The 21,462-nt window shown below is 42.5% G+C and carries 21 protein-coding genes; 13 read left to right on the top strand and 8 right to left on the bottom strand.

Features of this window, described 5'->3' with window-relative positions; genetic code table 11:
• From DDT91_RS13930 to hppD, 3 genes are all read left to right on the top strand, one after another.
• A complete protein-coding gene (locus DDT91_RS13930) occupies window positions 1–903 on the top strand; it encodes a bile acid:sodium symporter family protein (RefSeq protein ID WP_187176807.1) in 903 nt (300 codons plus the stop codon).
• Window positions 900–1,901, top strand: coding sequence for a 1-acyl-sn-glycerol-3-phosphate acyltransferase (locus tag DDT91_RS13925; protein WP_187176806.1), 1,002 nt, complete (start codon window positions 900–902; stop codon window positions 1,899–1,901). The genes DDT91_RS13930 and DDT91_RS13925 overlap by 4 nt, the downstream gene beginning before the upstream one ends.
• Window positions 1,902–2,085: 184 nt before the next feature.
• Window positions 2,086–3,180 (top strand): 4-hydroxyphenylpyruvate dioxygenase, encoded by a 1,095-nt coding sequence (gene hppD / locus DDT91_RS13920; RefSeq protein ID WP_187176805.1) that lies wholly within the window; start codon window positions 2,086–2,088, stop codon window positions 3,178–3,180.
• Window positions 3,181–3,441: 261 nt separating this feature from the next.
• Here the strand turns inward: hppD and DDT91_RS13915 are convergent, their stop codons facing one another.
• Window positions 3,442–5,256, bottom strand: coding sequence for a glycoside hydrolase family 2 protein (locus DDT91_RS13915; RefSeq protein ID WP_187176804.1), 1,815 nt, complete (start codon window positions 5,254–5,256; stop codon window positions 3,442–3,444).
• 27 nt (window positions 5,257–5,283) lie between these two features.
• Window positions 5,284–6,162, bottom strand: coding sequence for a hypothetical protein (locus DDT91_RS13910; protein WP_187176803.1), 879 nt, complete (start codon window positions 6,160–6,162; stop codon window positions 5,284–5,286).
• A gap of 178 nt (window positions 6,163–6,340) precedes the next feature.
• Here DDT91_RS13910 and DDT91_RS13905 point away from each other — a divergent pair, with 178 nt between their 5' ends.
• Window positions 6,341–8,071: a phospho-sugar mutase gene (locus DDT91_RS13905; RefSeq protein ID WP_187176802.1), complete on the top strand. Its 1,731-nt coding sequence runs from the start codon at window positions 6,341–6,343 to the stop codon at window positions 8,069–8,071.
• A gap of 78 nt (window positions 8,072–8,149) precedes the next feature.
• Here the strand turns inward: DDT91_RS13905 and DDT91_RS13900 are convergent, their stop codons facing one another.
• Window positions 8,150–9,094 (bottom strand): succinylglutamate desuccinylase/aspartoacylase family protein, encoded by a 945-nt coding sequence (locus tag DDT91_RS13900; protein WP_187176801.1) that lies wholly within the window; start codon window positions 9,092–9,094, stop codon window positions 8,150–8,152.
• 78 nt (window positions 9,095–9,172) lie between these two features.
• On the opposite strand from DDT91_RS13900, the gene murB reads away from it, so the two are divergent.
• On the top strand, window positions 9,173–10,186 hold the full coding sequence (gene murB, locus DDT91_RS13895) for a UDP-N-acetylmuramate dehydrogenase (protein ID WP_187176800.1): 1,014 nt from the start codon (window positions 9,173–9,175) through the stop codon (window positions 10,184–10,186).
• Here murB and DDT91_RS13890 read toward each other — a convergent pair.
• Window positions 10,183–10,665: a dCMP deaminase family protein gene (locus DDT91_RS13890; RefSeq protein WP_187176799.1), complete on the bottom strand. Its 483-nt coding sequence runs from the start codon at window positions 10,663–10,665 to the stop codon at window positions 10,183–10,185. The genes murB and DDT91_RS13890 overlap by 4 nt on opposite strands.
• A gap of 131 nt (window positions 10,666–10,796) precedes the next feature.
• On the opposite strand from DDT91_RS13890, the gene DDT91_RS13885 reads away from it, so the two are divergent.
• The 7 genes from DDT91_RS13885 to DDT91_RS13855 all read left to right on the top strand — a co-directional run bounded on the left by DDT91_RS13885 (window position 10,797) and on the right by DDT91_RS13855 (window position 13,714).
• Entirely contained in the window at window positions 10,797–11,375 is a 579-nt protein-coding gene (locus DDT91_RS13885; RefSeq protein WP_187176798.1) for a DUF4136 domain-containing protein, read from the top strand.
• A gap of 2 nt (window positions 11,376–11,377) precedes the next feature.
• Window positions 11,378–11,704, top strand: a complete 327-nt coding sequence (locus tag DDT91_RS13880) for a DUF962 domain-containing protein (RefSeq protein ID WP_187176797.1) — start codon at window positions 11,378–11,380, stop codon at window positions 11,702–11,704.
• A 100-nt stretch (window positions 11,705–11,804) separates the two neighbouring features.
• Complete coding sequence (locus DDT91_RS13875; protein WP_187176796.1) at window positions 11,805–12,161, top strand: response regulator; 357 nt, start codon at window positions 11,805–11,807, stop codon at window positions 12,159–12,161.
• 76 nt (window positions 12,162–12,237) lie between these two features.
• Entirely contained in the window at window positions 12,238–12,723 is a 486-nt protein-coding gene (locus DDT91_RS13870; protein WP_187176795.1) for a hypothetical protein, read from the top strand.
• Between the two features lie 57 nt (window positions 12,724–12,780).
• Window positions 12,781–12,981 carry a hypothetical protein gene (locus tag DDT91_RS13865; protein WP_187176794.1) on the top strand — a complete coding sequence of 67 codons (201 nt, stop codon included), beginning with the start codon at window positions 12,781–12,783 and terminating at the stop codon, window positions 12,979–12,981.
• Between the two features lie 94 nt (window positions 12,982–13,075).
• Complete coding sequence (locus tag DDT91_RS13860; protein ID WP_187176793.1) at window positions 13,076–13,225, top strand: hypothetical protein; 150 nt, start codon at window positions 13,076–13,078, stop codon at window positions 13,223–13,225.
• Between the two features lie 51 nt (window positions 13,226–13,276).
• Window positions 13,277–13,714, top strand: a complete 438-nt coding sequence (locus tag DDT91_RS13855; RefSeq protein ID WP_187176792.1) for a DUF6526 family protein — start codon at window positions 13,277–13,279, stop codon at window positions 13,712–13,714.
• Here DDT91_RS13855 and DDT91_RS13850 read toward each other — a convergent pair whose 3' ends face one another.
• From DDT91_RS13850 to DDT91_RS13840, 3 genes are all read right to left on the bottom strand, one after another.
• Complete coding sequence (locus DDT91_RS13850; RefSeq protein ID WP_187176791.1) at window positions 13,715–14,824, bottom strand: glycerate kinase; 1,110 nt, start codon at window positions 14,822–14,824, stop codon at window positions 13,715–13,717. It abuts the gene before it with no gap.
• 138 nt (window positions 14,825–14,962) lie between these two features.
• Complete coding sequence (locus tag DDT91_RS13845; protein ID WP_187176790.1) at window positions 14,963–16,312, bottom strand: sodium:alanine symporter family protein; 1,350 nt, start codon at window positions 16,310–16,312, stop codon at window positions 14,963–14,965.
• A gap of 202 nt (window positions 16,313–16,514) precedes the next feature.
• Entirely contained in the window at window positions 16,515–18,107 is a 1,593-nt protein-coding gene (locus tag DDT91_RS13840; RefSeq protein WP_187176789.1) for a beta-N-acetylhexosaminidase, read from the bottom strand.
• A 224-nt stretch (window positions 18,108–18,331) separates the two neighbouring features.
• Here DDT91_RS13840 and DDT91_RS13835 point away from each other — a divergent pair, with 224 nt between their 5' ends.
• Window positions 18,332–19,792, top strand: a complete 1,461-nt coding sequence (locus DDT91_RS13835) for a Gfo/Idh/MocA family protein (RefSeq protein WP_187176788.1) — start codon at window positions 18,332–18,334, stop codon at window positions 19,790–19,792.
• 59 nt (window positions 19,793–19,851) lie between these two features.
• Here DDT91_RS13835 and DDT91_RS13830 read toward each other — a convergent pair whose 3' ends face one another.
• Entirely contained in the window at window positions 19,852–21,462 is a 1,611-nt protein-coding gene (locus DDT91_RS13830) for an OmpA family protein (RefSeq protein ID WP_187176787.1), read from the bottom strand.

Raw genomic sequence — 21,462 nt, 5'->3', positions numbered from 1 at the left:
ATGACTTCACCCAATCCTTTAGATTCGATTCGGCTCAATTTTTCTCAGGGAGATTTAATCTTGCTCAACTTAGCGCTAGCGCTTATCATGTATGGGGTCGCTTTGGATCTGAAGTGGCAGGATTTCAGGTATTTGGTCAAAAACCCCAAGAGCTTCTTTCTTGGTGTTTTTTCCCAGTTTCTTTTCTTGCCATTTCTGACTTGGATTTTAATTCATTGGATTCAGCCCCCTCCGAGTGTTGCACTGGGAATGTTTTTAGTAGCAGCCTGCCCGGGAGGAAATGTCTCTAATTTTCTAACCAACCTGGCCAAGGGAAACACTGCGCTATCTGTCAGTCTTACAGCCTTTTCCACTCTTGCTGCTATCTTGGTCACTCCTCTGAATTTCACACTTTGGGCAGGACTTTACGAACCCACTTCTCTGTTGCTCCGAGAGATTAGCTTGGACATCGGTGAAGTCTTTTTCACGGTGGGAATCATTTTGGGAATCCCCTTGATATTGGGAATCTTAACACGCCAGAGACTACCCTTTTGGGCAGATAGAGCCTCTAAGCTGCTTAAACCTCTCAGCATCCTGATATTTGCAGCTTTTGTCATTTTAGCCTTTGCCGGCAACTTTGACTTGTTTTTAACCTACATTGGAATGATTTTTTTATGGGTTTTGGCTCATAATTTTGTCGCCTTGTCTGCTGGATATATTACCGGAAAACTTGGAAATCTACCACTGCCTGATGTAAAAACGCTCACCATCGAAACGGGAATCCAAAATTCTGGCTTGGGGCTGGTGTTGATTTTCACGTATTTTGAGGGCCTGGGAGGAATGGCGATCATCACCGCTTGGTGGGGTATTTGGCATTTGATTTCCGGGATGACCATTGCCAGCATTTGGAAAAAAAGCTCATGAAGGATTTTGTCAACGCTATTTTAAGGCTTTTGGTTAAAGTGGCCCTGCATGGTTACTTCAAAAAAATCATTGTCAAAGGAAAAGAGAACTTACCCAAAAATTGTCCGGTAATTTTGGTTGCCAATCATCAAAATGCCTTGATTGACCCCCTTTTGTTGGCTACCCATACGCGGCTGAATCCCTATTTCTTGACCCGCGCCTCGGTTTTCAAAAACCCGATTGCGGACAAACTCCTGCGTTTTATCCGCATGCTTCCCGTTTATCGGGTCAGAGATGGATTTTCCACCATCCAGCAAAATCAGCAAACATTCGAGCAGACGAATGAAGTATTAAGGAAAAACGGTTGTGTGATCATTTTTGCCGAAGGCAGTCATAGCCTAGTGCGTAATGTAAGACCTTTGAGCAAGGGATTTACGAGAATGGCTTTTGGACTACTGGAAAAATATCCCGACTCAAAGCCGGTCATATTACCTGTAGGAATAGACTTCAGCGCTCACAAACGCTCAGGAAGTATAGTTCGACTCACCTTTGGAAAATGCATTCCGGTGGACATGCCTCCCTCCCAATCCGGAAAGTTGACCAAAAAAGTGGAAGCTGCGCTTAAGTCTTTGGTAGTGGATATTCCTGATGAAAACTACGAGGAGAAATTACAGGAATTACTCGTGCAAGGCGTAGATGTCAGTGACAAATCCGAAGTAGATCAATATGTAAGTACAGGAAAAATAACCTCGAAGGTTTACCCCATCAGCTCCTTGACCAACAAAGTGATGAAGATTTTTCATCTTCCTTTGTACTGGATTTGGCTTTGGATACAGCCCAAGGTGAAAGATGAGGTTTTCACCTCTACCTGGAAGTTTCTGATAGGATTTGTATTGGCTGTTCCCTATTACCTTATCCTCTTTAGTTTGGCATTTCTCCCCGGTATTGGCACTTGGGCTTTGGCGTTTTTGATCATGGCTTGGATTTCCCTTTGGACAAATAAGAATCCACAGGAGTAAAAAGAGGTGATGAAGAAGTGTTAGGTCACCATTAGCAGAAAAAAAATGGTTTTTTTCTGAAAAAGATCGCCTAAACCTTAACGTATCCCTTCACATACCATCGAAAAAAGATGGCGTGAAACCAAATAATATTTGGCTTTGTTTTTACCTTTGAATTCTGAATTTAACCCAAACGTAACTTACCATGACTGAAGACTTTCTCCCCATCAACGGGACGGATTACGTAGAGCTATACGTAGGCAATGCCAAGCAAAGTGCTCTCTTCTATCAATATGCCTTCGGATTTGAACTGATCGCTTACTCCGGACCCGAGACCGGTGTGAAAGACCGTGCATCCTATGTGTTGAAGCAAGACAAAATTCGATTGGTCCTCACTTCCCCTCTTTCTTCTGAGCATGCAATCAATCAACATATTCTAAAGCATGGTGACGGGGTAAAAGTGTTGGCTCTTTGGGTAGACGATGCGGAGAAATCCTGGAAAGAAACTACTTCCCGTGGTGCCGTGTCAGCCGGTGAACCTACCGTTTTGAAGGACGAAAATGGAGAAGTAAAAATTGCCAGCATCAAAACCTATGGAGATACCATCCACACCTTTGTAGAGCGAAAGAACTACAAGGGCGTGTTCTTGCCAGGCTTCAAGCCAAGAAAAAGCACCTATCAAGCCACGCCAATAGGTCTGAAATACATTGACCACTGCGTAGGCAATGTGGCTTTGGGAGAAATGAACAAATGGGTGAAATTCTATGAAGAGGTAATGGGCTTCAAGCTTTTGATCACCTTCGATGACAAAGACATCTCCACGGAATACTCCGCCCTGATGTCCAAGGTGGTTTCCAACGGAAATGGCTATATCAAATTCCCAATCAACGAACCAGCAGAAGGAAAGAAAAAGTCACAGATTGAAGAGTATTTGGATTTCTACGGAGGAGCGGGAGTTCAGCACATGGCTATTGCTACTGATAATATCATCCACACGGTGAGTGAGTTGAGACGAAGAGGTGTGGAGTTTTTGGAAGTGCCTGCGACCTATTATGATGATCTGCTAGACCGAGTCGGAAAAATCGACGAAGATCTTCAGCCACTAAAAGACCTCAACATCCTGGTAGACCGGGACGAAGAAGGTTACCTGCTTCAGATTTTCACCAAACCAGTTCAGGACAGGCCTACCTTATTCTTCGAGATTATCCAAAGAAAAGGAGCGACTTCTTTCGGCAAAGGTAATTTCAAAGCCCTGTTTGAAGCGATTGAAAGAGAACAGGAACTGAGAGGTAACTTGTAAGGCCATACTTTAGAAGTTAGACACAAAACGTTAGACTTTAGAAGCAAGAGGCTGGACGCAAGAATTTAAAGTCTGAAGTAAAAATCTTAATGAACGAGAAAAGCCGGGCAAAACCCGGCTTTTCTTGTTTTCTTTTCCGCAGACCTAGGGCATCGAATGGAAAACTTTTCCAAAGTTCCAAACTTTGGAAAAAGTTGAAGGATTGAAAGCCTCTAGAATCTTGTGTCTTATATTTAATTTCTAGGGTCTTTTGTCTAAAATCTACTTATACAGCTTCTCATGCATTTTTCTCAGCTCTTCCACTGCGATTTTGATGATTTGCCGATCATAAGTTATGAGTCCATTGGTTTCTATTTCCACATCCGTCGTCTGGGTATAAACAGCTGCAGCCAATCCTCTTGGGATATACTTGGCCAAATCATCAATCAAAATCGAATATCTTGCCTTCAGTTCTTCTGCAGTAGTAAAGCTCTGATAGCCCCAATTGTCCTTTTGTTGCCAAGTATGTCCCTCCAGAGGTAATCCGAGCCCTCCAAATTCTCCCAACACCATAATGGATTTTTCTCCAAAAATCTTTGGATCAGGCATCACCGGATCGGGATAATTATGCAAATCCAGAATATCTCCCACCACCGTGGAGCCTTCCATTTCAAAGTTTCCCCCAGAAGCTGAATTGATCAGACGTGTCGGATCTAATTCACGGGTCATTTTGGTAATTTCTCCGGTTTTGAATTGGCCCCAAGCCTCATTGAAAGGCACCCACACGACGATGGAAGGAAAAAACTTGAATTCATGGATGATTTCTTTCCATTCGGTTTTGAAGATGGCTTCAGATTCGGCAGTTCTCACTTTTTCCACTCCTTCGCGAATTACACCGGGACGCACTTCCCAACGGTTGCCCATATCTCCACTTGGCATGTCCTGCCACACCAGCATGCCCAAACGATCTGCGTGGTGGTACCATCGGGCTGGTTCTACTTTCACATGCTTTCGGATCATATTGAAGCCCATTTCTTGGGTTTTCACAATATCAAAGAGCAAGGCTTCGTCAGTTGGGGCGGTATACAATCCATCCGGCCACCAACCCTGATCCAAAGGACCATATTGAAAAAGAGGCTTTCCATTCAAGAAAAGGCGCTGAAACCCGTCAGAAGTTTTTGCCATCCGAATATCCCTGTAGGCTGCATAAGAATTGACTTCTTCGATCAGCTTTTTTCCCTCAACTAGCCTTATCGAAACCTCATATAAAAACGGAGAATCTGGAGACCAGGCTTTAGGTGAGTTCAATTTGACTGGAAGAGGTGTACTGACTTTCCCTTTGAAGGACCCAATGACCGTTGTTCCTTCTTTGACAAGAACTTCCACTTCTTGTGTAGGCTTTGCCCCTGTAATTTCCGGATAAAACACCTGTACCCCATTTTCCCAATCTGTATTGGAAAAAACAGAGGTAACATAGCTTTCAGGAACAGTTTCTACCCACACTGTCTGCCATATTCCCATGACAGGGGTGTACCAGATGCCTTTTGGTTCTTTAACCTGCTTGCCTCTTGGCTGAGGTCCTGAATCACTGGGATCCCATACTCTGACACGGATTTTTTGAGTTTTTGCTTTTACCAATTGATCCGTGATATCAAAAGAAAACGCATCATATCCACCCTGATGCTTGCCCACAGCAACTCCATTTACCCAAATTTCAGCTTCCCAATCCACCGCACCAAAATGAAGAAGCACCCTCTTGCCTTTTCTGTCCAAGTTTAGATCAAATGATTTTTCATACCAAAGCTCATTGTCCGGTCCCACCGTCTGCTGAACTCCGGACAAATAGGATTCTACCGGAAAAGGAACTGTAATCTTACCGGCAAAACCAGTTTCAGGAAGGCTTCCCTTTGGCAGAATGGCAAAGTCCCACTGACCGTTGAGATTTTGCCAACTGGGGCGGACCAACTGAGGCCTCGGGTATTCAGGGAGGGGAGCTTGTGGATCGACCTGATCAGTCCAAGGAGTCTTGAGTCTGGCTGTTTGTGAAAAAGTCCAATGACTGGTAAACACAACTAGGAGAAAGAGAAATTTTCGCATAGTGCAGGGGGTTAGGGTTTATTGAAATCAATGAAAATCAAACCACAACACCATTGGGCTGACTGTCAAATCCTTGCTAGATGTTGCGGAAGGCAATCCCGAAGGAGCATCAAAAGTAGAAAGCAGAGAAATGCTTGATTCTGGACCTGCAAACAAAAAGCTTAAGTCAGACTTGGTGGGTATGGAGGATTGGTTTTTTAAATCCCCAACTTTAAGAATCAAATTGGGGGTTTCTGAACGAATCGCCAAAGCAACAGCTTCAAACTTCAGATTAACCCGTTCGATACCCGGAAGGAAAAAAGGATCAAATTTATCGGAACCATCCTGGTTATTGCTCCATACTCCATTTACCTGCCCTTTTGCATTCCAATCCAAAGTCATTAATTCCTGATTGGGAAAGTCAAAACCCAAACCAATCGAAGCCGCAGGTTTCAGATCAAAATTTCCGTTTGCCTCCATTTTTAAATGCCCTGAGCCCATCACAGTCCAGGTCAAGGTACTTGGCCAAGGGACATAGGCGGATTGGATTTGAATCGAACCATCTTTAAGTTTTTTCCAAGAAACGGTCTTAAATCCACTGTCCATTCCTTCGGTGCCAGGTACTTGAGCAAATGTCAGCACATGCATCCCTATTTTAACTTTGTCAAGTGTTCCCCGGGATTTTCCAAAAACAAATAATTTCTCTCCCACCTGCACGTGCAATTCAGTGGTGGACTCCCTGACTTTGATGTGTTCAGCATTGAATCCTTTTTCTTCGGTTGAAAAGCCTTTTTCAAGGATTAAATCAATAGAATTAGCCTCTTTAGGACTCAATTTATTTTTAGTCCTGTCAGCATTTGAGTGAATGAAAAGGACGATAGATATGGTTAAAGCAAAAGTTAATTTTGCTGCTAAAGAGGAAAGCATGTGATTTTTATGGGCAATTGATCTCCTAAAATAGGTTTTATCTCAACTAATAAAAACCAAAAACCTTTTAATTCCCTGTCTTTGGATATTCAGACTATTTCAAAGATCATTTTCCAAGGTAGAATGGCATATTTTGACATTTTCTATAACTTAGACCACACAGAAATTTTTAACCAAAATGAGTTCTATCGACCCTGCAATCTTAAGCAAAGCCCAAAGTTGGCTTGATGGCAATGTAGATGCTGAAACCAAGGCATCTATCCGAAAATTAATCGCTGAAAACCCAACCGAATTGGTGGATTCCTTCTACCAAGACCTTGAATTCGGTACAGGAGGCCTACGAGGCCTTATGGGTGTGGGTACTAACCGAATGAATGTCTACACCGTAGGGATGGCTACTCAAGGATTGGCAAATTACCTCTTGCAATGCTTTCCAGGACAAGAAATCAAAGTCGCCATTACTCACGATAGCCGGATCAACAATACCCTGTTTGCAAAGACCACAGCAGATGTATTGACTGCCAACGGAATACATGTGATGTACTTCCGAGAGATGCGTCCCACTCCGATGCTTTCTTTCGCTGTACGGCATTTTGGATGTAAATCCGGTGTGATGATCACCGCATCCCACAATCCCAAGGAATACAACGGTTACAAAGCATATTGGGAGGACGGAGCACAGGTGGTGGCTCCTCACGACAACAACATAATCAAGGAAGTACAAAAGATCACTTCTTTCGACCTGGTCAACTGGAATAAAAATGACGACCTAATTCACTATATCGAAGAAGATTTCGATGCGATTTACTTGGAAAAAGTGAAGGGGCTAAGCTTGGCAAAAGCCGAAATCCAAGCCCAAAAATCCATGCCGATTGTTTTCTCTCCGATCCATGGAGCTTCCGGCAAAATGGTTCCGGCAGCATTAAAAGCCTTTGGATTTGACAATATCCATGTAGTCAAAGAGCAGATCGAACCAGACGGCACATTCCCAACCGTTATTTATCCCAATCCTGAGGAAGCTGAAGCCTTGACGCTTTCTATTGAATTGGGGAAAAAGGTAGGTGCAGAATTGGTCCTTGCCTGTGACCCTGACGGAGACCGCTATGCGGCAGTGGTGCCAAATGAAAAAGGTGAATTTGAACTTTTGAACGGAAACCAAACCGGCACACTCCTCTCCTATTATTTGCTATCCCGATGGAAAGAAGCCGGGAAACTCGATGGCAAACAATTCATGGTCAATACCATCGTGACCACCGAGTTGATCAATGAAATCGCTACAGGCTTCGGAGTGAAGTGTTTCAATGTTCTTACCGGTTTCAAAAACATCGCAGCCATCATCCGTGACTTAGAAGGAAAAGAAACGTATATCGGTGGCGGTGAAGAATCTTATGGTTACCTGGTGGGTGATTTCGTCCGGGATAAGGACGGAGTCAGTGCCTGTGCCATGGTAGCAGAAGTGATTGCCTACTACAAAACAAAGGGCAAAAACGTATTTCAGGTTTTAGCTGAAATCTACAGCCAATTTGGTTTCTATAAGGAGTCTCTGATCTCTGTGACCAAAAAAGGAAAAGACGGAGCCGAACAGATCCAAAAACTGATGGCAGACTTCCGCACTAATCCACCAAAAGACATGAATGGTTCAGAGGTGGTCAAAATCGTGGATGTGAAAAATTCGACCGTCACCCATGTGAAATCAGGCCAAGTAGAAAAACTGGATATGGACAAGTCTAATGTGATGCAGTTCTATCTTGCTGACGGTAGCAAAATATCCGCCCGTCCCTCAGGTACCGAACCCAAGATCAAATACTATTTCTCGGTAAATACTCCTCTGGTAGACCCAAAGGACTACCGAAAGGTAGAAGCTCAACTGGTGGAGAAGCTCGAAGGCTTAAGGGCATATTTCAGCTAATCTGAACCCAATTCAAAAATTGAAAGGCACCGAAGTGATTCGGTGCTTTTTTATGATGATTCAATTCGTAGAGAAGATCTATTCTTTTCCCAAATGAATCAAAGCATCTCCTACGTTGATGACAGGATTGTTATTGAGGCCGATGACATGTCCGTTGGTTCCCGCTTTTACAGGGACAATCACCTGCCCATAAGGATCCGAAACATGAGCGATCACCTCTCCCTTTCGCACAAAATCCCCCAGTTTAACCGAGCAGGAAAAAATTCCTGAAGCTTTAGCCCTAGTCCATTCGCTATCCTTTAGAATGATGGTGTTTTGAGGCAGTTGAGGTGCATTGATCATTTCCAAATGATGAAGTAGGCGCTTGGTACCTACAATTCCTTCCTCAATGGCATATTGATCTAGGCGCATAGATTCTCCCCCTTCGTAGACCAAAAGATGCTTACGGCTTTTATAGGCTGTTTTTCGAAAAGACTTTTCAATATGCTTGGAATGAACCACGTAATGAGTCCCAAAAGCTTTCGCTAATTCAAGTCCTACCTTATCCTTAAAATCGACACGAATCTGCGGGTGATTGGAGAGCATCCTGCCGCCTGTGTGAAAATCAATCCCAAAATCAATGAGTGGAATGACCTCTTCACTCAGTATAAATGCAATGCGGGAGGCCAATGAACCTTTTTTACTGCCGGGAAAACTCCGATTTAAATCCCGGCCATCAGGAAAAGTCCTGCTGTTGGATAGAAATCCATAAATATTAACCAACGGAATGATAATCAGCATCCCTCTTTCCAACTCCAAACGTTGATCAAATTCCTCAAGGATTTTTTTTGCTGTTACCACACCGTTGATTTCATCCCCATGGACTCCACCGCTGATCAATACCACAGGCCCTTCATTTTTGGAGGATCTGATAAAAATGGGCAGATCGATCACCGTATGGGTGGGAAGTTTAGCGATCGGCAATTCAATATTCACTGACTGACCGGGACGTACCCGGACTCCGTTGATTTGAATTTCTTTCATGTAAAGGGGTAAGAGATCTGTTGATCCATTTCACAATAGCACAAAATCTTGTTTACTTCGCAGCACAAGTCTTGGCCCATGAAGATACAAGAAAACATTTCCCTGAAACCGTTTAATACCTTTGGAATCGATAAAAAAGCCCAATTTTTCACTAAATCAAGCTCAGTTGAGGAGTTGAAAGAAGCGCTTTCTTGGGCAAAGAGCAAGAATCATTCTATATTAATTCTCGGCGGAGGAAGCAATATTCTCCTTACTAAAGATTTTCAGGGCTTGGTCATTAAAGTTGAGTTAAAAGGAATTCAGGTTCTATTGGAGGATGAAAACCACCTTGTGGTAGAAGTTGGCGCAGGGGAAATCTGGCATGATTGGGTCATGTATGCTTTGGAAAAAAACTGGGCAGGCCTAGAAAATTTGTCCCTAATACCCGGAACAGTCGGAGCCTCCCCTATGCAAAATATCGGAGCCTATGGAGTTGAAATCAAAGAAGTATTTCACAGTCTCACTGCACTAAACAAAGAAACGCTGGAGATGGAAACATTTGATTCAGCAGCCTGTAAGTTTGGTTACCGTGAAAGTGTTTTCAAGCATGAATTGAAAGACCAATACATCATCACCTCAGTCAGATTCAGATTGTCCAAAACACCTCACTTTCATGTAGAATACGGAGCTATACAGGATGTTCTTCGAGAGAAAGGCATAGAGGAATTGAGTATCCGTGATGTTAGCGAGGCGGTGATCCAAATCAGGCAGTCCAAATTGCCTGATCCAAAGGAAATAGGAAATGCAGGTTCATTTTTTAAAAACCCCACCATTCCTGCCGGACAGTTTGAAAAATTAAAGTTGGATTTCCCCAACCTTCCCGGATATCCCGGAGAAGGAGGAGTGAAAGTTCCAGCCGGTTGGTTGATCGAACAGGCGGGATGGAAAGGCAAGCGCTTAGGTGACGTTGGGGTGCATGCTAAGCAGGCACTTGTGCTAGTCAACTATGGAAAAGGAACCGGTGAGGAAATCAAAAGCCTATCCGAACAAGTCCAAGCCTCTGTACGAACTAAATTTGGAATCGAATTGAATCCGGAAGTGAATTTTATCTAAATCAGTGGATCATGCACCTCCAGATTTTTGGAGTAACGATCCACCGAAACCCCAAATTTTTTCAGAAAGTCCACACCTTCATCAGATCCAATCCCTTTGTACTCGGCATAAGAAAAAAGGTACACCACTTTTGAAATTCCCATCGAGAAAATAATTCTTGCACAAGCAAGACAAGGTGCCAAGGTGACATAGAGCGTGGAGCCTTCCACGGAGGTATTATTTTTCACTGCATAAAGAATGGCATTTTGCTCTGCATGCAAAGCCAAAGAGCAGCTCCCTTTGGAATCTCTTGCACATCCATGTTCAGGAAATTCCACATCGCAATTGTGAGTTCCTGCCGGAGGTCCATTATAACCAATAGAGATGATACGGGTATCCTTAGTCAATACTGCACCCACGTGTTTTTTGATGCAATGCGATCGTTTAGCCAAATTCACGGCTAACTCCATAAAAATATCGTCAAAATCAGGTCTGCTCATGGTATACTTTTGTCAAAAGTAACATTCCAAAATCGAGTCAAAAAATGATTGTGACATTTGAGACAGTTTTTTCGTTACTAAAGAAAAATTATCTTTCCTTATCCAGTAATTCAAAATTCTGAGCATCAAATATGAAGTTGAGCTTTCGCCTGATAGTCACCGCAGCAGTTACTTCTCTTTTCTTTTCCTGCAGTTCGATTGAAGTGTTTAAAGAAAATACAGAAATCCCGATCCGTAAAAAGTACCAGTCATTTGTCATTGTTAACAAAGAGTTGGAAATGCGTGGTTTTTCCGATCAATTTTTGGATGAACTGGTAAAAACCGAATTGCAAAATCAACTTGAAGCTGCAGGAATGACTTACGATGCCAAGCAGCCTGATCTGGTCATCCGATATCACTCCAACGAGGATCCCCGGCAAAAAGAAATTGTAAACAATATGAATCCCTATCCATTTTGGGGATACCGAGTTTATGACCCATGGTTCTACAATCCCTATAATTTCAACAATCGCCCACGGGTTACCACCTCAGAATATGAATTACTCCAAGTCATCCTGGATTTTATAGATCCTGCAGAGGATAAATATCTTATGACTCTAACAGCAGTTTCAGAGGTAAGTAGTCCTAAATCCAAACCAAAAATGACCTTAAAATCCCTTAAAAGCGCTACGGATACATTTATAAATCTCAATCAACCCAACCTAAAATAACCATGGAAAAAAAATATTCATCCCTAAAAGAATTCTATCCCTACTACCTCACCGAGCATCAACACCCCACTTCTAGAATTCTACACTTTATCGGCACAGGCTTGGTTTTTGTCATTTTGATTCTTTCCGTGGTTCGGAATGAATACTCTTGGATGATTTCCATCCCGATTGTAGGCTATGGATTTGCATGGGTGGGACATTTCTTTTTCGAAAAAAATAAGCCCGCTACCTTCAAATATCCCTTTTATAGCCTCGCATCAGACTTTATTCTCTTTTACGAACTGTTGACCGGAAAACAGAAATTCGTACCCTCGTCCAAACCTTCTTGAAAAATTACAATCTTTTATGGCAAAGTATTTGCTAATTCAAGAATAGCTTATACTTTTGTATAAGTTATAATGTATTTCAGGAGCAAATATTTGCATTTTGATGTTAACTATAGTTCTCATAGACGACGATCCCATCAGCACTTTTGTGACTGAAAAACTGATCTCCAAGAATGTCAAGGAGCCGTGTCAGTTTTATAAGTATCAAAGTGCAAAAAGAGCCTTGGAAGAAATACCGGAGATTAAGCCACATTACCTATTCTTGGATCTCAATATGCCTGAAATGAACGGCTGGGATTTTCTGGACAAGTTTCAACCCCAAGACGAGGATGCACAAATTTATATTTTGAGCAGTTCGGTTGACGAAAGAGATATTTCTAAAGCCAGCCAGTATAGAATCGTCAAAGACTACCTTTCCAAGCCTCTCATTAAAAAGTACATCAAGCATATCTTCAACTGATCCAAAAAGATCAGTTTTTTTTTGCTTCCTAAAAACCGTAGAATCCGTAAATTAGTTAGAGTTAAAAAGTTTAACCATGGCAATACCAAATCCAGAACTAATTGCGGCTATAGAAAAGACAGTATCCAAACTTCAAAGTGGGGCGGCTTATCAGTGGGGACATATGGGCGCGTGTAATTGCGGAAATCTAGCCCAGGAATTGACTAAATTTTCAAAAGCAGAAATTCACCAATTCGCTATGCAAAGATACGGTGACTGGAATGAGCAGTTACTGGATTATTGCCCCACCAGTGGTTATCCGATGGACCTCATGGTCTCCAAAATGCTGGAATTTGGATTAAGCATTGATGACTTAGCTCATTTAGAAAGATTGTCAGATCCTCAAATCCTTTCCAGAATGGAAAAAGAAAAACGGGATAAATTGAATAAAAACTCAAGGGAGGATGTGATTTACTACATGCAAACTTGGGCTAACCTATTGAGAGAAAAGTGGATTCAGGAAAATTCAATTTCTACAGAAATTGTACCTGAAAAAAAATTAAAGATACCTGCATTGGTCTAATTGAATTTTTGTCTTATTTCGTGGTGTTCAATCATTAAAACCCCTTTAAAGATAGCTATGGAGGATTTTGAAGAAGATTTCGATGAAATTGATGACTTTGAAGAAGAGGATGAATTCGAAGATGAGTTTGAGGACGAATATGATCTCGACGAAGAAAACGAATTCGTAGACGACAACTTTGTTGACTTCGATGAAGAAGACGAAGACTTCGAAGACGACTTTGAAGAAGACGAAGACTTCGAGGACGATTTGGATTAATTTGTCGGTAGTGTGGGTGTTGATTGGTGAATCTTGGTTATTTCACCTATCGATTCTATCTTAGCCTTATCGTTTGCAACTCAAAATTTAAATCATGACACTACTTAATATTTTCAGTTCTCCCCTCATGTCAGGAGCACAGTTGTTCCTCCTGATTGTATGCATTCTTATTGGATTGGGAGCGGGACTCTCTGCTATGGATGCTCGTAACACGTTCAATAAGAAAAAGAAAACTGAACATTAATCTGAATAAAGAACATAAAGGAGGCCTTAGCCTCCTTTTTTTTTTCAATCTATGAAAACACAAAATTATCATAACCACACACGCTACTACGCTTTCCATCACTTTGTGATTACTCCTCTCACATTGATCTATTTCATTTGGACCTTAATCAGGATGGATTTTTCATCCAGTGAGGCCATCTCAGACAGTCTTTATTCCCTGATTGGAGCCTTGATCATCGTCATGTTGCCCTTATTAGCAAGACTGTATGCACTAAAACTCCAAAACAGAATCATCCTGAACGAAATGAGAATTAGGTATTTTCATTTAACAGGTAAATCCTTTGAAGATGAAGAGCAAAAACTAAAGCTGGGACAGATTATCGCTTTGAGATTTGCCAGTGATGATGAATTGATAGATTTGATGAAAATTGCGATTGCAAAAAATCTAAGTCCTAAAGAAATTAAACTCCAAATCAAAAATTGGAAAGGGGATTACAGAAGAGTTTGATCAGTAAAATCCCCCTTTTGAAATAGTAGTTTTGACAAGCTCGCAAAAGTTCTTGCGGGCTTTTTCTTTGAATGAAGAGTTTGAGAAATCCAAATCAGGAAGTTTCATAACTATATCAAAATCATAAGAGTAAGCCTCATCACCTGAAGTGATTATTCCGATTTTTTTTCCTTTTGATCGGGCTAGTTGAAGAAGTTCGAAACAGGCCTTTCCTTCTATACTTTGAGAATCAAACCTTCCTTCACCGGTGATGATCCAGTCTGCTTCTTCCACCTTTTTTTCTATTCCCACCTGATCAAAAAAATAAGCTGATCCATATTCTATTTGAGTGGTGAAAAACATGCTCAATCCCATGGCAATACCTCCTGCAGCACCGAAACCAGGCAGATCTTTCCACGGCTTTTTGGATTTCTTTAAAAGAAGTTGAAAAAAGTCTTCAGCCTCTTTTTCAAAATCTTTAAGATCCGATTTTTTTAATCCCTTTTGAGGCCCAAAGACCGGAATGGCTCCTTTTTCCCCAAAAAAGAAGTTTTTCACATCACATAAGCAAGTAACTCTCAATGAGGGCACCGCCAAAGGAAGTTGGATATGCCTGCACTTTTTAAACAAGTCGGGAGAAAAAACAGGAATTTCCCTACCTTTTTCATCTAAAAACAAAAATCCCAAGGCTGCCAATATCCCGGTTCCCATATCTACTGTGGCACTTCCTCCCAAACCTAAAACCAATTCCTTTGCACCTCTATTCAGTGCTTTTTGGATCAACAATCCTGTTCCATACGTGGAAGCCAATCTTGGATCTTTTTGAAATGTCTGGAGACTTCCAAGCCCACTGCAGGTGGAAACATCGATGAAAGCAGTCTTAGTACTCTCTTTCCACCCGTAAAAACCCAAAATTGGCTGTCCAACCGCATTCAAAGACCAACAATAAACTCTCTCCAGATTCAAAGAGTCAATAAGCAACTCGCAGGTACCATCCCCACCATCAGCTACAGGCTGTGAAAGGGTCTCTGCGTATGAAATGGATTCCGAGATAATTCCAGAAATCAATTTAGCGGCTTCTCCAGCAGAGAGCGTTCCTTTAAAAGCATTTGGAGCAACCAGAAATTTCATCGACTCTTCATTATTAACCCTCAGAAAAGAGAAAATTTAATCCCCTTGAACAAGGCTCAGCTCTGTTCAAAACTACGTTCTACACCCCGACCAAAATCAGAGGAAAATTAGCCAAATGGCTGAAAAGGTATAATCCTATTAATTTTTCTTCATTCGGGCGAAGTAATCCTTCGTGGCTGCTTTTACCTTAGGAGCTAGGTACAAAGCGGCTATCATGTTAGGAAAAGCCATGACGGCATACATCCCATCTACCAAACTTACCACAACCTCCAAGGAAGCAACTGCCCCCACTACGATAGTAATCAAATAGAAATAATTATAGAAGTTGGCCTTATCTGCACCAAAGAGGTAATTGGTGCATTTGTGTCCATAATAAGAATAGGTAAACATGGTAGAAAGAGCGAAAACAAGGACTGAAATCATCAGAAGATACTTCCCTATCACAGGAATCCCCATTTCAAAGGCAGCCAAGGTAAGCTTCACCCCATCATTTTCAGTATTTTCCCAAACCCCGGTCAACAATATGGCCAAAGCCGTCAAGGTGCAGACGACCACCGTATCAATAAATGGGCCCAGCATGGCTATCAAACCTTCTCGAATGGGTTCATTGTTTTTTGACTGTCCATGGACCATGGGTGCCGTTCCAATTCCTGCCTCATTGGAAAAGGCGGCTCTCCTTGCTCCTATAATAATTACCGACCCCACTGCTCCGCCCATAACAGCATTACCGGTAAATGCATCCACAAGGATGAGCTTGAACATTTCGGGAATATCTCCAAAGTATTTGAAAACTATGATCAGAACTGTGAAAAAGTAGATTGCCACCATGAAGGGAACCATTTTGGAAGCTACAGCGGCAATACGTTGTATGCCTCCCAAAATCACCATAGCAGTCAATAGCATCATTCCAATCCCAATGATCCATCGATTTCTTACTGTTTCTTCCATGGTATCAGGCTCGATGAGCACCGCCTGTATGACGGCCGTCAACTGATTTGCTTGGAATATGGCCAATAATCCGATCACGCCAGCAATACAAAAGATATAAGAAAGAAACTTCCATTTTCTCCCCATTCCATTGTCAATCACATACATTGGCCCTCCCTGAATCACTCCTGCAGAATCGGTACCTCTATACATGATCGCCAAGCTACATGTATAAAATTTGGTTGCCATCCCTACAAAAGCGGCTACCCACATCCAGAATATTGCTCCAGGGCCACCCATATTCAGGGCAATGGCTACACCGGAAATATTTCCTAAACCCACCGTGGAAGCAATGGCTGAATAAAGGGCTTGTCGGGAAGATATTTGTCCCGGCGCCAGGTCATCGTCATATTTTCCTCGAAGCAAGCTGATGGCATGACCCATTTTTGTAAAAGGGATGAACCCGGAATGGATGAAAAAAAAGCTTCCTCCTCCTAACAACAATACCAAAATTGGAGGTCCCCAAATCCAATTGCTAAATGCGACAATAATTTCTCCCATGAAAATGTAAATTGATTGATAGCTGCTTTTCTATTCTTACTTCGATAATAGACCCATTTTTGGCAAAATCAAAAAATTACCTTTCACCGCGTGTGGAATAAATTCCCTGATTATTCCCTTGGTAGCGCTATCCTCTCAGAATGACACATTTACAAAAAATGTCAAAAAAAGCCCGACAGTGGGTTTCTGCCGGGCTCTGCTATTACCAAACTACCTTTGGCGACTTATAAAATCCTACGCCTTGTATATCCCATCTCTTTCCTTGAGCAGGAATTCGTTTAGAAAATCCTTCCCAAGTACGCTTATCTTGCGCTGTCCAAGCTACCTCAGCCATAGCCGCCAGCCTTGGAAATGCCAAATAACTGATATCCGCTCTATTGGTCACTGTCTCAGTCCAAAGTGGGGCTTCTACCCCCAAGATGTTTTCTTTAGCAATACCCTCAGCATAAGTTGAAGGTTCCCACAGGTAAGCTGAGTCCAATTCTATGTAAGCCGCCCAATGAAGACCTATTCGGGTGGTGCTGTCATATTGCATATCCAAATAAATCTTCTTTGCCGGAGACATCAACACCTTGTTTCCCTGCTCTTTGGCAAGTTTGGCATTTTCTTCTTTCGCCCAGAATTGAGCCACATTACCCGGAAGTAATTTTGCCGTGGCCACTTCATCCCATCCGATACTGGTTTTCCCATATTTGGAGACGATATCCTGTACTCTTTCTATAAAATAAACGTAGTCATCCTGTTCGGTCACATGGGATTCATCTCCTCCGATGTGGAAATATGGTCCTGGAGTAATCTCTGAAATCTCCCTCACTACACTGTCAACAAAAGCATAAGTCAACTCCAGTTTGGGAGCAAAAGTACTCCAGCCCACTTCGATACCTGTATAAAGTTCCGAAGCTTGAGGATTCTTTAGAGGCATTTGGTAATCCAATGGAGCCTTATTGACAGAATCAAGCTTACCGTTGGGAAGATTTACTCCGGGGTTTAATTCTGCATAAGAGGCCAAAGCCGCATTGGTATGTCCGGGCATATCCACCTCCGGTACGATAGTGATAAATCGTTCAGCAGCATAAGCCACCATATCTTTGTATTGCTCCTGAGTATAAAAACCTCCCGGTCCTCCTCCTACTTGGGTGCTACCCCCTATTTCAGTCAGTTTTGGCCAGGATTTGATTTCTATTCTCCAACCTTGATCATCAGTGAGGTGAAGGTGAAGGTAATTCAACTTCAACTGAGCCATTTGGTCTATGTAAAACTTGACATCTTCTACTGAAATAAAATGCCGAGCTACGTCAAGCATGGAGCCTCTATATCCATATTCAGGCTCATCCTGGATAGTTCCCTGGGGAATTACCCACGCTACATTCTGAACCGAGGAGTTGCTAATCTCTACAGGTAAAAGCTGAAGGAGTGTCTGAATGCCATAGAAAAGACCCGCTTCACCGGAAGAGGTTATCTTTACCCCATCACCGGTCACTTGTATCTCATAGGCTTCAGAACCGTCATTTCCGGTGAGTTCTAGAACAATTTCACCCGCATCATAAGAAACCGGGATATCATACCCTGTTGCTGGCCGGAGCTTTTCAGCAAGGTATTCACCGATTCGGGTCAGTCGCTCACTGTTACCTACCAGTTTGATTCCAGAGGAGTTGCTCAATTCAAACTTTCCTGAGCCATCTGTAATTTGCTGAGGAAGAGGGATAAGCCCTGATTCAGACAATTTTGGAGAGGTTTGGCACGCCCCTAAAGCCAGCAAACCTCCTATAGCAAGTGTCCAAAGTGTTTTTTTCATAACGAATGGATTTTGTCCAAACTTACTTCAAAATTTTATAAATCTTTTCGAGCCTAATATAATTTATGGGCTAAGGATCGGTATGGTAGGAAAAAGCTGGTCCTAGTCCTTTTTGTCCACTTCTATTAGCCAATTCTGTAATTCCGCAGGTTTGAGTTCTTTTTTAAGTAAAATTGACATTATTTAAGGCCCTTGAAAGTCTCTCAAACATTAAAACAATAGGTATGGATCAAAATAATTTTAACGGAGAAAAAAATTCCAGAAGGAGTTTTATCAAAGGATCAGCCCTTGCACTGGCAGGGTTTTACATAGTTCCAAGACATGTGCTAGGCGGACCTGGGTATATTGCCCCAAGTGACCGGCTTCGTGTAGCCTCCATTGGAGTAGGTGGTATGGGATATAGCGATGTAAGTGGAGTATTCAGAAGTGGAAAAGCCGATATCGTGGCCCTTTGTGATGTGGATGACACAAGAGCTGCTAGAGCGAGACAGGATCATGCAAAGGCTGCCTATTACAAAGACTACCGCATCATGCTTGAAAAAGAGGAGAAGAATATCGACGCTGTTACAGTTTCTACTCCTGATCATATGCACGCAGTACAGGCTATGATGGCCATGAAAATGGGAAAACACGTGTACGTGCAAAAACCCATGTCTCATGATATCTATGAAGCCAGAATGCTAACTGAAGCAGCTGAGAAATATAAAGTAGTGACCCAAATGGGCAACCAAGGTTCTTCAGGGGACGGCGTTCGTCAAATGGTGGAATGGTACAATGCGGGACTGATCGGAGAAGCTACTCGGGTCTGGTCTTGGACCAATCGCCCAGTATGGCCTCAAGGAATACAGTGGCCAAGTACCCCTGCTACTCCACCTGCTGATTTGGATTGGGATCTTTGGCTGGGTACTGCTCCTTACAAGGACTATGTAGGTAATCTGGTTCCATTCAACTGGAGAGGCTGGTGGGATTATGGAACGGGGGCCTTGGGGGATATGGCTTGCCATATTATGGAGCCACCTTTCCGTGTGTTAGGACTAGGATATCCAAAATCAGCCGAGTGCTCAGTAGGATCTGTTTACGTGGGAGAATTTCAGAGAGGTTATTTCCCTGAAAGCTGTCCTCCATCTTCTCACATCACGCTGAGATTTGATCGTCCAGGGAAAGAAGATTTGGTATTCCACTGGATGGATGGAGGTATTCAGCCTACCCGTCCGGAAGAATTGGGACCAAATGAAATAATGGGTGACGGAGGAAATGGAGTAATTATCGAGGGCACCAAAGGAAAAATGATGTGCTCCACGTATGGGGCCAATCCTCAGCTTTTACCTACCACCCGCACCAAGGAAGTGTCTGTGCCTAAAACTGAATATCGGGTACCTGAAGGAGACAGAGGACACTACAATAACTGGGTAGAGGCTTGCTTAGCCGGATATGGTTCTAAAGAATTCAATCAGCTTAGTTCTCCATTTTCTGTGGCAGGTCCTTTGACCGAGTCAGTTTTGATGGGTAACCTGGCGATCAGGAGTTATGATTACAGAGTTCCCAGAGCAGGAGCTCAAAATCAGTTCGATTACCCAGGTAGAGGTATTAAGCTGGTTTGGGACGGAGCAAATATGAAAATCACCAACTTCGAACCGGCGAACCAATTTGTTAAACGGGATTATCGGGAAGGATATTCCCTTTAAAAGGAAGCAGGCCTCCAGAAATCTGGAGGCCTGCGTTTTTATAATAATACCTCTAATGCTCAGTTTTCTACGGTCAACTCTACCCTTCTATTTTTGGCTCTTCCAGCTTCAGTGGCATTGGATGCGATTGGCTTGGTCCCACCCCATCCTGAAATTCTAAGCCTCTCGAAACTGACTCCATTAGACACCAGAAACTTCCTTACGGATCCTGCCCTTTCGAGAGATAGCTCTTTATTAAGCCCCGGATCCCCGGCATTGTCTGTATGACCGTTGATTCTTACAATTACTGAGGGATTTTCGATCAAAAACTCAGATATCTCCTTTAACGTGTTCATGGTCACCTCCCCTTCCAATTCAGCTGTTCCCACCTTAAAGTTTACATCTTTCAGAAGTACCGAACTCCCTGATTCAGCTTTGGTCATGAGAACTACTGTTTTACCTTTCCTCATCAGTTCACTTAATGGGAGTAATACCGGGAAATATCCCTTGGAAGAAATTTTTGCTGAAGTAATCCCTCCTTTTTCAAGTTCTGAAATCAAACTTTCAGTGGGAAAATTCATATTCTGAGTTCCTTTAAGCCATGAAATCGTGTATGGAACTTCTATTTTCAATTTGGAGTCCATCACCAGCCAGGTGACGGCTACATCTGGTTCTGAGGCGGTAGGCATTACTTCTACCATACTGATTTTTGTGCTAGCAGTACTTGAAACGGGCTGAGTTACTGCTTTGAAAGTAGAAGATGGAGGGTTGACTTGTGTGACAGGATTTGATGCCGGAATGAATTCCGTAGGCATAACCAAAGGAATCGGTTGCGCAAAAGTGACTAAATCAGCAAATCCGTCGCTATTTTGGGTACTTGTCCAAACCACCTCATTTTCAGTCAAAAAAGTAATGGACGCTTCTGAACCATTTGAACTGATCTGTTCCCATTTTTCAGGCTTGCTCCAAGTATTCCATCCCTCTCCCAATTTTTTAGAAATCAAAATATCTTTCCCAGTCGCACCTTTATGCGAACTGGAAGAATAATAAAGAATGGAGGTCTTAGGGTCAAAATAAGGCCCCATTTCTTGACCGAATCCATTGATAATTCCCCCAAGGTTCACTGGCTCGGACCAATCGATGAAACCTGTCTTTTCGCTGATGTAGATATCTTCATTTCCAAGTCCTCCAGACTTTTTACCGGCAAGAAAAATGAGTTTGCCTCCTGATACTACCCTGCCTGTCAACCAACCTTCAAAACCATTTAATCCGGGGAAATTGACGGCTCTTAGGTAATTCCATTCTTGCCCAAACTTGGAATATTGGTGAATAGAAGTAGATCCACCTTCAGTCCTAAGAATCAAAAGCGTCAATACATCCTCCAAACCAAGAGCCAAATCATATCCGGATGAACTCAAGTCTGGCCTGTGAATGGCTTCTCCCCACTCCCCATTTTCACCTTTCTTAGTCATCCAGATATCTCCCGGGTCATTCTTTCCACCCATATTGTTGGGATGAAAAGTGCGGGTAAACAGCAAGGTATTATTTCCAATCCAAATCGGATTAGTATCGTCAGAAGGGCTGTTCGCTCCAGATAGAGACTTAAGCTGCTGAGCATTAAGCTCAGAAATGCAAAAAGCAAGCAACATTATGCTGCTTGCCTTAAGAAATATTAGATTCAGTTTTTTCAT

Origin of the sequence: Algoriphagus sp. AK58 (assembly GCF_014324365.1) — a bacterium.
Lineage (GTDB): Bacteria > Bacteroidota > Bacteroidia > Cytophagales > Cyclobacteriaceae > Algoriphagus.
The sequence above is the reverse complement of the archived record's forward strand: the minus strand, read 5'-3'. Positions and strand labels throughout refer to the sequence as shown.

What these genes read in the sequence shown, in the direction of transcription:
- DDT91_RS13930 (WP_187176807.1), top strand. Translation starts at nt 1, where the DNA reads ATGACTTCACCCAATCCTTTAGATTCGATTCGGCTCAATTTTTCTCAG.
- DDT91_RS13925 (WP_187176806.1), top strand. Translation starts at nt 900, where the DNA reads ATGAAGGATTTTGTCAACGCTATTTTAAGGCTTTTGGTTAAAGTGGCC.
- hppD (WP_187176805.1), top strand. Translation starts at nt 2,086, where the DNA reads ATGACTGAAGACTTTCTCCCCATCAACGGGACGGATTACGTAGAGCTA.
- DDT91_RS13915 (WP_187176804.1), bottom strand. Translation starts at nt 5,256, where the DNA reads ATGCGAAAATTTCTCTTTCTCCTAGTTGTGTTTACCAGTCATTGGACT.
- DDT91_RS13910 (WP_187176803.1), bottom strand. Translation starts at nt 6,162, where the DNA reads ATGCTTTCCTCTTTAGCAGCAAAATTAACTTTTGCTTTAACCATATCT.
- DDT91_RS13905 (WP_187176802.1), top strand. Translation starts at nt 6,341, where the DNA reads ATGAGTTCTATCGACCCTGCAATCTTAAGCAAAGCCCAAAGTTGGCTT.
- DDT91_RS13900 (WP_187176801.1), bottom strand. Translation starts at nt 9,094, where the DNA reads ATGAAAGAAATTCAAATCAACGGAGTCCGGGTACGTCCCGGTCAGTCA.
- murB (WP_187176800.1), top strand. Translation starts at nt 9,173, where the DNA reads ATGAAGATACAAGAAAACATTTCCCTGAAACCGTTTAATACCTTTGGA.
- DDT91_RS13890 (WP_187176799.1), bottom strand. Translation starts at nt 10,665, where the DNA reads ATGAGCAGACCTGATTTTGACGATATTTTTATGGAGTTAGCCGTGAAT.
- DDT91_RS13885 (WP_187176798.1), top strand. Translation starts at nt 10,797, where the DNA reads ATGAAGTTGAGCTTTCGCCTGATAGTCACCGCAGCAGTTACTTCTCTT.
- DDT91_RS13880 (WP_187176797.1), top strand. Translation starts at nt 11,378, where the DNA reads ATGGAAAAAAAATATTCATCCCTAAAAGAATTCTATCCCTACTACCTC.
- DDT91_RS13875 (WP_187176796.1), top strand. Translation starts at nt 11,805, where the DNA reads ATGTTAACTATAGTTCTCATAGACGACGATCCCATCAGCACTTTTGTG.
- DDT91_RS13870 (WP_187176795.1), top strand. Translation starts at nt 12,238, where the DNA reads ATGGCAATACCAAATCCAGAACTAATTGCGGCTATAGAAAAGACAGTA.
- DDT91_RS13865 (WP_187176794.1), top strand. Translation starts at nt 12,781, where the DNA reads ATGGAGGATTTTGAAGAAGATTTCGATGAAATTGATGACTTTGAAGAA.
- DDT91_RS13860 (WP_187176793.1), top strand. Translation starts at nt 13,076, where the DNA reads ATGACACTACTTAATATTTTCAGTTCTCCCCTCATGTCAGGAGCACAG.
- DDT91_RS13855 (WP_187176792.1), top strand. Translation starts at nt 13,277, where the DNA reads ATGAAAACACAAAATTATCATAACCACACACGCTACTACGCTTTCCAT.
- DDT91_RS13850 (WP_187176791.1), bottom strand. Translation starts at nt 14,824, where the DNA reads ATGAAATTTCTGGTTGCTCCAAATGCTTTTAAAGGAACGCTCTCTGCT.
- DDT91_RS13845 (WP_187176790.1), bottom strand. Translation starts at nt 16,312, where the DNA reads ATGGGAGAAATTATTGTCGCATTTAGCAATTGGATTTGGGGACCTCCA.
- DDT91_RS13840 (WP_187176789.1), bottom strand. Translation starts at nt 18,107, where the DNA reads ATGAAAAAAACACTTTGGACACTTGCTATAGGAGGTTTGCTGGCTTTA.
- DDT91_RS13835 (WP_187176788.1), top strand. Translation starts at nt 18,332, where the DNA reads ATGGATCAAAATAATTTTAACGGAGAAAAAAATTCCAGAAGGAGTTTT.
- DDT91_RS13830 (WP_187176787.1), bottom strand. Translation starts at nt 21,462, where the DNA reads ATGAAAAAACTGAATCTAATATTTCTTAAGGCAAGCAGCATAATGTTG.